Here is a 13,810-nt window from a genome sequence, read left to right on the forward strand (position 1 = left end):
GTTCAAACGCTCTTCTTGATGAATTGCACCGCCAGTTGCTCGAACTGGTTGCCGCTGAGCGGCGTAAGCCTGCCTGCGCTATCCGTCTTCTGGTTCAGCAAGTCGCCGGAGGCCTTCCTGACCTCGGCGTCGAAGCCGCTCGCCGCCTGATCGTCCGTTGCGCGCACAAGCTTCGGCACGCGTCCCAGCGGCGCATGATCGAACTTCGGCATATCGGCGCTCATGCTCGCGGGGCCGCTCCACCTGTGCCCGGCGGCCTTGACCGTGAACGTGCCCGGACCGCCGAGTTCGATGTCGCCGTCGTGCAGCTTCAGGTAAGCGCCGCCCGAGGTGACCAGCAACACCTCATCGCTCGCGGCGCCGGTGAGCTTGCCGCCAGCGGCGGTCAACTGAACGTTCTTCGCGGAATCGACTTGCGTGTCGTCGCCCTGGCTCTGCAATCTCACCTTGCCTTGATTGGCTAGCGCCGAGATGTCGTTGGCCTGCGCGAACAGTGCAACCCCATGGCCCGCCTGCAGATTGATGCGCTGCCCACTGCTCACCTGAACGTGCTGCTGCGCCACCTGATCGATGTTCTCGCCCGCATAGGTCACATGCGTTTTCGGCGTCACGTTCACGAAGCCGGCCTCGGCGCCGAGCGCCATCAGCGGCTGACCGCCCGAGGCCTGCCAGCCTTTGAACGCCGACGCCAGCGCGCCTTGCCCCGCGGTGTCCATCGCCTGGCTGCCGTGCTGCCCCGCGTAGTCGCCCAGCGACTTGAACAGCTCCGTGCACTCGCCCAGCAGCTGGATGAGTTCGTCGCGATCGAGCTGATTGCCGCTCGCCTGGCCGCGTGCGTACGTCGTCAGCAGGATGCCATGTGCGGCCCGCAGTGCTGCTGCGGCGTCCGTGCGCAGTTCCGCGCCCTCGCCACGGTTGGCGCCTTGCCCGTTCTCGCGCGGCTGCGTGAGATAGCCCAGATTGAGTTCGGACGTCCCGTGCTGGCTGCTCAACTGCGCGCCATTGATCTCGCGCGAGCGCATGCCCGATAGATACCGGTTGCCAGGCAGCGCACCCTTCCGGCTGAAGGTCGCCGGCATGTTGTCGCTGTTGCTGAACACGCCGGCGATGTACATCTTGTCCGGGTCGCCGTTGGCGAAGTCCAGCAGGACTTCCATGCCGGCGCGCAGCGGCGTCTGATGGCCGAGATTGTCTCCCGCCCAATTCGACAGCGCGCGCACCCATGCACTGTCCGAATCGGTGTCGCTGGTGCCCGCGCCTTTGGCGTGCGCGTGGTCTGCCGCGTCGAGCCCCTGGATCTGCACCTTGTGCCTGCCGTACTCGTCGGTGTAGACCTGCTCGCCATCCGGCGTCATGACCTTTCCGGTGACCGGATACACGCGCGGCAGGTCGATGCGCGGATCGTACGCGGGCGTGAGTGGCGTGCCCTGCGGGACGCCGCTGAACGTGTTTTCGTAGCGGCTCGGCGACGAGCCATCGAATGCCGTCGGTCGTGCCGGCGTGTCGACCGACAGCGGCGCGTGAGCCGCCTGCCAGCGATTGGCCTCGAACAATGCCTGCGCCCGCTCATTCAGTGCCTTCGGCATGTTGTTCTCGCCGACATGGTGCAGCGAAGTGATAACGATGCGGCGTTGCGGCTCGGGCAACGCGTCCAGTTCCGGGTGCCCCGTCACCTGGATCCAGAATCCGACTTCAAGGTCACGCGCGCCGCTCGCGCCGCTGACGCTTGTCGAGCGCGCGCCGTGGGCGAGCAGCCGCGCGATGCCGAGGCGCTCATAGTCTTTCGATGTATCGGCACAATGTGGCGAATCGATCCGTGCGTCGGACAGCAGGGCCGCGAGATCATTGCCTGCCGGCCCCTGGTCGACTCGCGTAGGCGCGTCCAACTGGTCGACCCTGCTACGTTTGAGGTCCCAGCTTGCCCGCCGGATCGAGCCCGCGACGAGCTGGCGATTCATCGCGAGGAGCGTGATCGAATCGCGCTTTCCGGTTGCCGCGTCGGGACGGTAGGGAACGCCGCCCACGCTCGCCCGCTGGAGCGAGATCGCGTTGTCGAACAGTACGAGCGTGTGGAAGGGCTGCTTCGCGAGATCGGTGCTGTTGCGACCGTCGCCCGCGCGGATAAACCAGGCGATGCCTTCGCGGCGGCACAGACGGCGGATAAAATCCGCATCGCTTTCATCGAACTGGAGCGTTTGCTCGCGCACGGGATATTTTGATGCATCGAGACCAGACATATCCAGATCGAAGCTTGCGCCCAGTGTCGAGCTTCTACGTCGCCATTCCTGCACGAGCGTATGGAAAATATCGATGACGCTTTTGCCACGAAATATGCGCGTATTGATGCGCCGTTCCATGATCGACAGCGCGTCACGGATCACTAGTTGATACGTCGCGAGCGATCCATCGGATTCCCCCTCGAGGGCATCGGTGACGATTGCGCAGATTGAATGCAATGCTCTCCGGTCGGTAACCATCTGGATCGTCAGCGGCTGGCCGAGAAACATCGATAGCGGTGCGCCGATCGTGGTGGAGATGCAGGAAATGCGTCCTTCGATGCCGCCGCACAGATTCTCGCGAATATCGAGGCGCTGGATAAGCAGCAGACCAGCCAGATCCTTTTGCGAACGGCGCCAATGTAGCCGGAACGGGCGGTGGTCCTGAGAAGGCAGGGCGCCGGAGAAAACGCGTGGGAAGGCTGGGTGGTTCACGGTCTGTTCACCGGATTATCAATAATTCAGTTGTGCAGAATGGAAATCCGGATTGAGCGATGAAATAATGCGCGTTTTAAAGCCGGATTCTTAAGATTGAAATCCTGCGAAAGCAGCAAAAACGGGATTTTTTGCCAATGCGATCGAGCAGGGGTTATGAGGGCGTCAATTGGCGGGAGACGTTATCACGCCAGGCATTAATCGTTATTGATCCGACGCAGGAATCCCGCAATAGTGGGAGCGCGATTGGAGTACGGGGGGAACGGGGGGGCCGCAAATGAGTGCCCACGATTCTTCGCGTTGGCGACTCGCATTTCGATCAATTGTTAGTTGGATCGGCTATACCTGGCATCGGTCGGATTGTATATGCCACGAGTGAATCATCCACGCCTTTTGATGCTCGACGAACCGACACCGATGCACCCGCATTCGCGAGCGCCCACCTTGCGGGCATAGAGCCGCACGCGGTCACGCGCGTGCGCGTTTTTTCCGATGCACGCGGCGTGGCGTGGGGCGCGCATAACAGTGATTGCATTATTTGAAAGGCACGCCTCCCGCTGCCGCGAGTGGCGTGTCGAAAAGACGCTCAGGGACCATTGTTCAGGTCGAAGCAGCCACAACGAACGTCACCTGGCCAACCGGTGCGATCTGTTGGGGCCCGACACCTACCGTCGGCGCAGCTTGCGCATACCGCGAGTCGAGCACGCCAAGCGTCAGCGCTCGAGCATATTTTTCTTGCGGCACCACGTAGTTCACGCTCAGGGTAAGGGTGCTGCCCGCTGCAGGCACCAGACCCGATGTATTCCAGTACTGGAGTGCGACGGACGAATTGAAGCCAGGGTCCACGTCGAACTGGATGCCGGCCACGTAGCTGTTGCCAGTGGTCTTGATCGGCTGCAGCAGGATGGACTTCATCTCCGGAGTGAAGCAGTCGCCGATCAGGCCGATGGTGTCGCCAGCCGGGATGCCCTGGGTGGATATCGTGAGCTGCAACGTCGCGGATTCTCCGACGCTCATGGGAATGTTGAATCCCATCCGGGCGAGCAGGGGGCCGGTGACCGGGTCAAAGGTCATCATGTTGCGAAACCCGATGCCCAGTTGCTGGGTCAGCAGTTGAGACATTTCCAGCCAGCTGCTGATGGTGGGGATGGGCGCTGCATTGTTCTGGGCGACGAAGCTGTAGAAGGCGTTCGGGTTGGACAGTGACACGGTGCCGGTGTCGAGCACGAAGCCGTCGTTGCCCACGCCGACGAAGCCCGGCGCTGCCTGCACCTTTACGCCTTCACTGCCCGATGCGGTCAACAGTGGGTTGTTCTTCCAGGTCGAAGGAAACAGGATCAACTGTGCAGGAGTCCAGAACAGGCTGATCTGGCCTTCGAAGTCTTCAGACGAGCCGTTCAGGCCGCGCACGTAGTAGTAGTTTTTGCCAGGCGCGGGAGAGGTCGGGTAGATCGTGTTCCAGCTGCTGACCGTGCCGAATGTCTTCTGAGGATCTGCAACCGGCATGCTGCTCTGAATGATGTCGGGGCAGGCGTTGAACGGCGCTACGGCCGGAAGCGTGCCCTGCGACTTGAGGTTGTCCCGCAGGTACAGGCCATCGTAGGTCGATGCGGTTCCCGGCAGCGCCGGCGCTGCGTCGTGCGCAAATGCTGTGCTCATGGAGTATCTCCTTGCTCTGGGGGGCGACGAAAATCGCCGGGGCCGTCACTTGATGGCCGGGTTGTTCGTGACTTGCCAGTTGTAGGTGCCCTGAATGATCCAGGCGGTGGGCTCCACCGCTACTAGCTCAGGGCAGCTGCGGCGCAGTCGCAACATGAATTCGGTATCGATGAGGTTGCGCGAGATGGCTTCGAGATAGCTCTGCGCACCGGCCACGTAATTGACCGACATCGGCACACGAGCCCCCGGCGCCGGACCGCGGCCGTCGGGGCTGTACATGTTGACCGTCATGAGTGACTGGTAGCCGGGCTCCAGAACGGCGGATGCCACGCCCAGCAAAATGCCGTCCTGCGTGACCTTCGTGCGGCCGAGCTTGATCGGATTGCCCTGGGAGTCCGGGCGGCTGCTGTAGAACTCCGCATCCCAGCCCACGTAGCCCGTGGGCGCGATGAAGATGGAATAGCTATTGGTGGTGGGATAGTCGCTCGGAATGTTTAGCGGCGTCGTGTACTGCCAGGTCGGCGTGGCCGAGATCATCGACGTGTTGCGCCATCCCCAGCCCAGATTGTTCATGATCAGGGCGCCCATGTCCAATGCGGTATCGACGCTCGGGAAGGGATTGCTGTTGTTGGCGTCGTTGAACTGGGCGAACACGCAGTAGTGGTCGCTGCCCGGAGGGGGAGGGGCGACATTGGTCCACACGAAGGTCGCATCGCACACGCCCACGGTGCCGGGAGCCAGGTTGGCGATGTTGCCGTAGGTGCCTCCGGTGTCCGTCTTGATGACGTTGTTCTGCCACTGGCTCGGTGCATTGATGATGCCGGAGGGGGCGTAGTACAGCTGCACCGTGTTGGTCCTGTTCGCGGTGGCGCCGTTCTTGCCGCGCACGTAGAGGATGTTGGTCTGGCCTGAGTAGATGTTGTTGTTCGACGACGTGGCGTAGCTCGCGTCAGTGGCGAGCGCTGTTTGATAGTTCGCGATGGGCGTGCTGCCGGCGAACCAGATGTCCGGCGAGGCGGAGTATGGCCCGCCGGCAGGAACGGTTCCGGTGTTGCCCGAATTGGGCCGCAGGTAGGTCCCGTTGAATTCACTCGTGCCCTGGACCAGCACCAGAGGCAGGCCCACAGGCGTGCGGCTCACGAAAGCGGAGCTCTTAGGTATACGAACGAGCATGACGGTCTCCTTGTTGGGAGGGGTGAGAAAGTCGGTGGATAGCGATGGTTACGAGGCGCGGGCAGAGATGCCGACGGTTGCCGGCATCTCTGGTTCAACTGGATCAGACGGCGAGCGCCGGCACGGCTTCGGGCACAGCGCCGGGTGCGGGGTCGCGCGTGGCCGTCAGCATGGCGTCGAGTCCGAGGCGAGGCACGGCGCCAGGCACGGCGGCTACGCGAAGTGACGCGTTGCTCGAGCTGTTCAGATCGACGAAGCCCAGGATGCCGGCAGACGTGAGGCATAGCGCATCCGCCGCTGCGATCACGACCAGCGAGATCCCACTGGTGGCGGTTTCGACAGCCGGCAGCTTGAGCAACTTGCCGATCTCGGGGATGAGCATCACGATGTTGCCGGCCTGCGAATAGCCCGACATCTTGGTGAAAGTGACACCGGTGACCACCGCGTGACCCACGCCATAGAGCGAGGCCAGCACAATGCCCCAAATGGTGTCGTTGTTCTCGGGGAAGGCCTCGTCGTAGATCGTGAAGGCCGAATCCAGCACCACACCCAGGGAGGTGTAGATGTACATCCACTTGCCTGCGCCCTCCGCTGTTGCGCAGTCCGGTCCGCCGGACGAAAAGATCCACGGGCAGGCAGCGGCCTGCGCGACAATCTCGCCGCCCAGGGCGAACTTCGTGAGCGTCTTGGTCAGCGGGTCCACCACGCCTGTCCCGGTGGTCGGCCGTACATCGAGGGCGGCGGAGATAAAGGCATAGGTTGCCATGGAGACCACGGAGGCAATGCCCATGAGCTCTTGCGCGGCGTTCGGCGTACTTTCCGCGGCGGGCGTGGCCTGTGCCCGGGTTGCCTTGACCGATACGGCTTTGCCCGTTGCGCTGGTCGGCGCGAGGCCGGAGTTGGCCAGCATCGTTTGCGCGCTGAAAGAAGCCTTGAAGCTGTCCACGCTCGCCTGGTCGGGGAAGGGTGCCTTGCCGTAGATTGCCTTGTAGATGATGGTCGAGGGAATCGCGAGCACGAGTGCGAACAGGTCACCGAGGCTCAGTTGCGATCCATTGGTCAGCCAGCCGTAGAACTGGGTCACGAAGGGGATGTTCCAGTCGGCGGTGAACAGGTCCTTGAGCGAGCTCAGGAACGTCTGCACCAGTTGCAGCACCCCATCGACGACGGCCTGAACGCCCGAAAGCATGGCGTTGGCGAGACCCTGCATGACGCGCAACAGCGCGCTGAGCAACTGGCTGAAGATCTGGTCCGGACTGCCGCCCAGGTTGTTCATGTACGCGAGGGCATCATTGAACGCCGGATCGTTCTGCACCGAAGTTGCCAGGTTCTGGATCTGCTGGGTCAGGATGTCCCATGGGCCGGTGTTGGATGGCGGCACCACCGTGGTTTGCTTCGCCGCGGGCGAGTTTTCCACGGTGGCGTTGAGCACGATGTTGTTGGCGTTGCCGGAGCTGTAGACCGGCGCTGTCGGCGTTTTCGAGTCGGTGTAGCCGCCCAGCGTCGACGTCCCGCCTACGCTGTTGACCAACTGGTCGAAGATGGCGCTTATCTGGTCCTTGACCTGGGCGATGCCCTGGTCGAACCTGGTCTGGATGCCGCCGACCGCGCCGGGAAGGAAGTCGAGGAATTGCTCCAGCGTGTAGTAAAGCGCATCGTGGGTGCGCAGGATGTCCGGCCAGGAGAACACGAAGCCAAGCCATTCGAAGATCTGCTCGAAGATCACCTTCACCTGGGCAAAGAACACTTCGACAAGGTCGAAGGCATCCTGCACGAACTGCACCACGGTCTCGAAGAGGTACTGCACGCCGTTGACCACGAAGGTGATGGCCGCTTTGACGGCGCTGCCGACCGTGGTGATGATGGTGTCGACAACGTTCACGATGCCGCTGACCACCCCTTCGACGAAATCGCCGATGCTGCCGAACCAGTCCAGGATGCCACCCGCTGCTTGCGTGGTCAACACGTGCCGGGCACGTTTTTCGTGGATCAGGTGTTCGGCCTGCTCGGCCGTCATCGTGCGGAATTTGGGCTTCCCAGCGCTGAATTCGAGCTGCCAATGCCGGGCTTGGGTCGCCGCGCCCAAACGGGTGAGGTCGGTGGTTCTGTCGGCATCGACACATGACACACCCACCTTGGGCGCCGCCCCGAGAACCGGCGTCTGCAACGCGCGCTTCACATAAGCGGACTGCGTGATCGCCATGCACTGGTTGAAGGCCGATGCCAGTTCATTGGTCTGTTCGACGGTGCGGTACTGGTCTTGCAGTAGGTACTGCCCATCGGCCGTGCGTGCGTTCATCAGGTCGGTGCCGCTGACCGTGGCGAGTTGCTCCTGTACCCCGGCGTATTGTTCGAGTGCGATCGCTTGCCCCGACGGCATCAGGTTGACCAGATTGATCTGCAGCGCGGGAATGCCGAGCATGCCTGTGCCTTGCGTGATGCTCAGGGTGCCGCCGGGCGAACAGGTGAGGTTGGCGGGCGTATGGGCATCCACGGTGTAGCTCGCGCCGTTGACGACGATCTGGGTTTGCGACGAAGCCCAAACCTGTACAGGGGCGTTGGGCAATGGCGCGCCGGCGGCGTCATAGACCATCAGGTCGGTGGAGTAGGAGATGAATTCCTCGACCTGCCCCGAGGTTGGCACCTCCAGAGGCGAAATCTGCCAGTTGCCGCTGTCCTGCTCCTTGATCAGGTGGCTGAGCGTGGCCTGGGTCGTTCCTACCGTGAAGGCTTCGATGTTTCCCTGGTCGAGTTGGGTAACCCCCAGCAACGCCACGCCCGTCTGGATCGCCATGGTGTTGGACCATCCCGTGGCCGATTGCTGATCCGGCGCGAAATGACATAGCCGCGCGCCGGTGTCGAGCGTGAAGAGTTCGATCTGCCCGGACGCGGACACGGCGCTTTGCACGTCCCGAAAGCTCATGCTTTGGGTCACCTGAGCCCAGCTATAGGGGAGGCCGCCCGAGCCGCCCACCATCTGGTAAAGGTTGCCGTCGGACAGCACACTGAAATACCTGTTGTTGCCGGCGGGGTCGAGGCTCGTCGCGACGGCAATGGACTTGAATGTGGCCGCGAACGGATAGCGCTTGACCTGCTGCGTCGAGACGTTATAGCCGAGGAATACCGTATCGAGCACCGTGAATTCGGCGGTACTGGCTGATGAACCGGACCAGACGCAATTGAGCGAAGACAGGGTCACGGAAGTGGACTGGAATACGCCTGGTTTTTGATCCCAGATGGACGTCGCCAGGGAATAGGAGCTGCCGGGGGACGCGCTCTGGAATTTGGTGAGCGCAGCCACATAGAGCTTGCCTGCTATCTGCGCGGCATACAGGCCGGCGATGGCCGTCGCGTTGACGGGCAGCGGCAAGGTGGCGGTCATCACGCTTGACCAGCGGTCGGATCCTGTCTTGCTGGTCTCGACGACGTAGTTCAGGTTCAGATTGTTTGCCGCAAATAGCACGATACGTCCCGCGGAATTCAGGCCTGCCACCACCCAGCGCGCGGCCAGGCCCGTGCTTATTGCGCTGTAGCCGGTGTCGCTCGCCGGGTCAGGGAAAAAATTCCAGACGGTACCGTCGGTGCCGACGGTGAAGGCTTCGACCCGACCGTTGCCGTTGCGTACGGCGACAATGTCTCCTCCGCCGTGTACAGCCGCAGCGATCCGGTATTGCTGCATGAATTTCGTTTCGGTCTCGAGGCGGGGCGAAGCAGCGCCGGTTGACCGGGCGTAGGGCCTGGCCACGGCTTGCGCCACAGGCGTCCTGATGCTGGGAGGTTTCTGGGTCATGGCTGACAACTCCTGTTGAAGTGGTCGGGCAGACCCGGAAAGGCATGAAGCCCCCGTGCTCCCCGATGGTTTCGAGATCCGCCAGAGCATGGCGGAGCAAACGAAATGGATGTCTTGGTCTAAGTGCCTCAGGTCGGCGTGACAAAACCGTTACCCGTGCATCGGCTGTTCTTGTTTCTTCAATACTTCGTCAAGTGCCGGCCTTGTCGGAATTCTTCCCGCACACAAGACGGCAATACCGCTATGGGCATTTCATCCGCTTAATTGATTTAATATGGATTGCTAACAAAAATGAGCCGCGAAGCACCCGGAAGATCCCAACTGACAGCTTTCAGGCACGGCCCGCTTACGCCGATAGCTGAACGACGCGTGACGAAAAGGCCGTCGCCGGATAAGCCACGTTCGAGCTTCGCAATTTTGAATATGGTGAATCGATCATCGTATTGCTGTGTGGTCTAACCGGATAAGCAGCGCCCGCAATTGTTTGCAATCATCTGCCTCAATGGCATGGGGGAATCGCGGCGCACTAAGGAGGGTGGGGGTAATGGAATGGCAGGTTCATCGCTTCTCCTTGTCCAGTCAAAACGACACCTGCTGCGTAATCTAATCCTCAGAGGGAATATGCAAATAGCTGTTGGAGTTAGCAGGTTGAGTTAACGTCTAGAGTGGTCTATGGCCAATTTGATGGCGGCAGGCGGCCATCGAATCGAATCGGAATACATGAAGGAAGCACCTCAGGGAATGAACCGGCGGCAGCCACGCTACCAGTCTCCCCCCGCCTTCTTCGCTTTCCTGTCAGGTGCAGCTAGTGGTCGCCGCGCCGGTCCGTTTCTGGGTGTCCCAGCGTTGCGCCGATGAGCTCGCGGGCCGATCACATACTCGAAGTCCAGCAAAAAGCGTAACCGTTCGAGGCCGGTGACACCTTTGGGGGTGGCTTGCCTTGTCAGATGAAATGCTATGCCTATACTCTTCTCAATTGCCTGAGGATTTCCGGTGATCAGGTTCATGACAGCCGCGGCTGCGACTGAGGTATCAATCGACGCTGCCTGAAACGCCTGTATGAGCCGAAGGGGCGCCGAGAAGCCCTCGTTTGGAATTTGCCGTCCGGACAATGCCTGACCCGGCGACCCAGGCTTGCCGGCAGCGCCACGCGATCATGCCGGAGCCTCGTGCACATAGGCGACGGTCCGTCTTGAGGAGGTGCTCGTTCGAACGAAATATTCGAGAGGCATCTGAGCGTCAGGAAAAAGAGCTGTCATGCCGCGCGAGCGCGCTGGCGATCGCCTGTGAGGCGAGAGCAGTGCGGTGACGAAGGCATCGACAAGCCATTGGTAACCCTAAGGGAGGGGCACCACGATGACATTGCTCGACCAGGAAATTGCACACATCACCCGCGCGGTGCGGTCCTCAGATTGGAGGGACGCCGGCGCGTCCATCCTGCCTGCCGGGTACTGGCGCCAGCGGCTCTACCGGCTGCTCGACTCGGGGCACGTCACGAAAGCGCAGTTATGCGCGATCGACGCCCTGCTGCTCGAACTGGACACGTGGGAGGTGCAACGCCATGAACAGCGAGAGCACAGCCGGGGCGATACCTGAAACGGGTCGTTGAGCCGCCACCGGGCATGATTGCCCCCCCGGCCTGTGCGCTCAGCGTCGGGGGCGGAGTCCGTATGGCCGTTCGGTGAAGCGATCCACCGCTTACAGCTGCAGCGCGTCCGGCGCCTTGGCGCGTCCATCGCACTGCCGTGCGTTCCACGCCGCGGACGGCGCGAACCGCTGTGCTTGAGTTGATCGAATTTCCCTGCGAGGCAACTGGCGGATATGTCGAATGCTGGCAGCAGCGAATCGGGCGTGTCGAGTCAAGTGAAGCGAGGCCGGCATCTGCGTCACTCCTCAAGACACTCGCGCAACGTCTGCGCGAGCCGGGCGGCCTCACCCGCATCGGCGACGTTCGCGAAGCCCATTACAAGGCCGCGCGGTGTGTGTTGCGTACGGCCATTCGCGTACCAGATCGAAAGCGGCAGCACCGCGAGCCCCGCCTCGCGTGCGCGCGCAGCAACGGCGACGTCGTCGACCGGACCATCAGGGCCTTCGGCGAAGCGCACCGCGAACTGGATGCCCCCCGGCGGCAATTCGACAGTCAGCCGTTCGCCGAAAGCCTGCTCGAGAGCGCGCACGATCAGCACGCGCCGCTGCCCGTACAACGCACGCATGCGCTTCAGATGCCTTGCAAAATGCCCCCGCTCGACGAAATCCGCCAACGCTGCCTGGAACAGCGTCGGCGATCCGGCATTCATGCTGTACGCCACCCTGGCGACGCGCTCGACGGCCCGCTCCGGCACCACCGCATACGCCAGCCGCAAACCGGGAAACATCACCTTGCTGAACGTGCCGCAATAGATCACATGATCGTGCCGGTCGAGGCTTTTCAGCGCCGGCAAAGGACGGCCGAGATAACGGAACTCGCTGTCGTAATCGTCTTCGATGATCCAGCTCGATGCCTGCTCTGCCCAGTCCAGCAGCGCCATGCGCCTCGCGAGAGACAGCGTGCGCCCGAGCGGGCTCTGATGCGACGGCGTGACCAGCGCGAAGCGCGCCTGCGCGTCCAGGCGTTTGCCGCGTTCGACGTCGATGCCTTCATCATCCGCCGGTACCGCTATGAGCTGAACGCCGGTCTCGGCCAGAAAACCGCGCGCGAGCAGATAGCCCGGATCTTCGAACCATACGCGATCGTTCGGGCGGGCGAGACTGCGCAATACGAGTTCGAGCGTCGCACGATAGCCGCCGGTCACGAACACCTGCTCCGGCAGGCAGGTCACCCCGCGAGACAACCCGAGATAGGTGGCGATGTGCTCGCGCAGGGGCCGGTATCCCGCCGGATCGGGGTACGCGAACATCGCGCGCTCGCCGCTGCGCGCGCGATGTGAAACAAGACGATTCCATACCTTGATGGGAAACGCGTCGAGTGCCGGCAACCCGGGCTGCAACGGTCGTGGCTCGCCGCTCATGGCGGCAGCGATGGCAAGCGTGCGCGGCGCCACGGGCGCGCCGCGCACGTCGGCCGGTGCTTCCGGCGCGGCCTTTCCCTTCGTGTTTTGGCTGCCGTTCGACTCCCTCGCGACCTGCGCATGCCGCGTGACCGACGCCGGCAGCGACGGTGACACGAAGGTGCCTGCCGCACCGCGCATTTGCAGGTAGCCCTCGTCGACCAGGATCGTGTAGGCCAGTTCGACCGTGCCGCGCGCCGTATTCAGCTGGGTGGCGAGGCTGCGCAGGGCGGGCACGCGGTCGCCGGGACGCAGGTGCCCGGCAGCGATCGCCGTTCTGAAGCGCTCGCAGATCTGCAGGTAGATCGGCGAGTGCTGCTGGCGATCGATATCGATGGTGAAGGTGGCGGGCGGCGCGGGCATGACTGTCTTGCTGGCAAGGAGCTCGGAAATGACTTGGCCTGGTCGAAACGGTAATTCTTGGCACTTTTCGATGGTTCATGATCTTCCCACAATAGCCTCACGCGATGCGCCGGCGGCGAAATCTTTCGGTCGATGCGACCCGCCAGGCGCTTTCGCGCGTTCATTGCCTCTCATCTGGAGAATCTGTCATGAAGATCGTCGTAATCGGTGGTTCCGGCCTGATCGGGTCGCGTCTTGTGAAGCTGCTTGGCGATGCGGGACATGAGGCGCTTGCCGCGTCGCCGCGTAACGGTGTGAACGCCGTGACGGGGGAGGGCTTGAGCGGCGCGCTAGCGGGTGCGGACGTCGTCGTGGATGTGGCGAACGCGCCGTCGTGGGAGCCCCAGGCGGTGCTCGACTTTTTCCGCAACTCGGCGCGCAACCTCGGCAAGGCGGAAGTGGCCGCTGGGGTACGCCATCACGTCGCACTGTCCATCGTCGGCTGCGAACGCACACCGGAGAATGCGTATTTCGTCGCCAAGGTTGCGCAGGAAGAAGCGATCGAGGCGGCGGGCGTGCCTTACACGATCGTGCGCGCGACCCAGTTCATGGAATTCATCGGCGCCATCGCCGATTACGGCACAGAAGGCGGGACGGTGCGTGTTGGGGACGGGCTGTTTCAGCCGATAGCCGCGGATGACGTCGCGGCAGCCCTCGCTGAGGTCGCGCTCGCCGCGCCGCTGAACGGCTCGGTCGACATCGCCGGCCCCGACCGCGGACCGTTCGCGGAGATCGTCTCGCGCTATCTGAAATCGGTGGGCGATGGCCGCCCGGTCGTGACGGATCGCGATGCGCTCTACTACGGCGGCCGTGTCGAGGAACAATCGCTTGTCCCGCTCGGCGATGCACGGATCGGCCGCATCAGTCTCGACCAATGGCTGGCGCAGACAAAAAAGGGCTGAGTGCGCTTCGCTTGATTGGAGCCGTCGGCCCGGCTTTGGCATAAACTCCTCGCGGGGTTGAGGGAGTCGCCCACCGCAAATAGACCGGACACGACTGTTTGCGGGTAATCCTGAGGTAGACCGGCC

At 62.6% G+C, this 13,810-nt stretch carries 7 protein-coding genes; 2 read left to right on the plus strand and 5 right to left on the minus strand.

The window, feature by feature from the left end; genetic code table 11:
- Positions 1-2: 2 nt before the first annotated feature.
- The 4 genes from P5W99_RS25125 to P5W99_RS25140 all read right to left on the minus strand — a co-directional run bounded on the left by P5W99_RS25125 (position 3) and on the right by P5W99_RS25140 (position 9,300).
- A complete protein-coding gene (locus P5W99_RS25125) occupies positions 3-2,711 on the minus strand; it encodes a type VI secretion system Vgr family protein (RefSeq protein ID WP_434664850.1) in 2,709 nt (902 codons plus the stop codon).
- A gap of 600 nt (positions 2,712-3,311) precedes the next feature.
- Entirely contained in the window at positions 3,312-4,370 is a 1,059-nt protein-coding gene (locus tag P5W99_RS25130; RefSeq protein WP_421027601.1) for a hypothetical protein, read from the minus strand.
- A 45-nt stretch (positions 4,371-4,415) separates the two neighbouring features.
- The gene (locus P5W99_RS25135; RefSeq protein WP_421027602.1) at positions 4,416-5,543 is read right to left on the minus strand and encodes a hypothetical protein; all 1,128 of its coding nucleotides are present in this window, start codon (positions 5,541-5,543) and stop codon (positions 4,416-4,418) included.
- Between the two features lie 103 nt (positions 5,544-5,646).
- On the minus strand, positions 5,647-9,300 hold the full coding sequence (locus tag P5W99_RS25140; RefSeq protein ID WP_434664852.1) for a hypothetical protein: 3,654 nt from the start codon (positions 9,298-9,300) through the stop codon (positions 5,647-5,649).
- A 1,389-nt stretch (positions 9,301-10,689) separates the two neighbouring features.
- Between P5W99_RS25140 and P5W99_RS25145 the strand changes: the two genes are divergently transcribed.
- Positions 10,690-10,929 (plus strand): hypothetical protein, encoded by a 240-nt coding sequence (locus tag P5W99_RS25145; RefSeq protein ID WP_421027604.1) that lies wholly within the window; start codon positions 10,690-10,692, stop codon positions 10,927-10,929.
- Between the two features lie 290 nt (positions 10,930-11,219).
- Here the strand turns inward: P5W99_RS25145 and P5W99_RS25150 are convergent, their stop codons facing one another.
- Positions 11,220-12,743, minus strand: coding sequence for a PLP-dependent aminotransferase family protein (locus tag P5W99_RS25150; RefSeq protein WP_421027605.1), 1,524 nt, complete (start codon positions 12,741-12,743; stop codon positions 11,220-11,222).
- 188 nt (positions 12,744-12,931) lie between these two features.
- On the opposite strand from P5W99_RS25150, the gene P5W99_RS25155 reads away from it, so the two are divergent.
- On the plus strand, positions 12,932-13,684 hold the full coding sequence (locus P5W99_RS25155; protein WP_421027606.1) for an SDR family oxidoreductase: 753 nt from the start codon (positions 12,932-12,934) through the stop codon (positions 13,682-13,684).
- Positions 13,685-13,810: the final 126 nt, after the last annotated feature.

It is taken from the genome of Paraburkholderia sp. A3BS-1L (genome assembly GCF_051125215.1).
Lineage (GTDB): Bacteria > Pseudomonadota > Gammaproteobacteria > Burkholderiales > Burkholderiaceae > Paraburkholderia.

Coding starts and splice junctions, on each gene's coding strand:
- P5W99_RS25130 (WP_421027601.1), bottom strand. CDS start 4,370: ATGAGCACAGCATTTGCGCACGACGCAGCGCCGGCGCTGCCGGGAACC.
- P5W99_RS25135 (WP_421027602.1), bottom strand. CDS start 5,543: ATGCTCGTTCGTATACCTAAGAGCTCCGCTTTCGTGAGCCGCACGCCT.
- P5W99_RS25145 (WP_421027604.1), top strand. CDS start 10,690: ATGACATTGCTCGACCAGGAAATTGCACACATCACCCGCGCGGTGCGG.
- P5W99_RS25150 (WP_421027605.1), bottom strand. CDS start 12,743: ATGCCCGCGCCGCCCGCCACCTTCACCATCGATATCGATCGCCAGCAG.
- P5W99_RS25155 (WP_421027606.1), top strand. CDS start 12,932: ATGAAGATCGTCGTAATCGGTGGTTCCGGCCTGATCGGGTCGCGTCTT.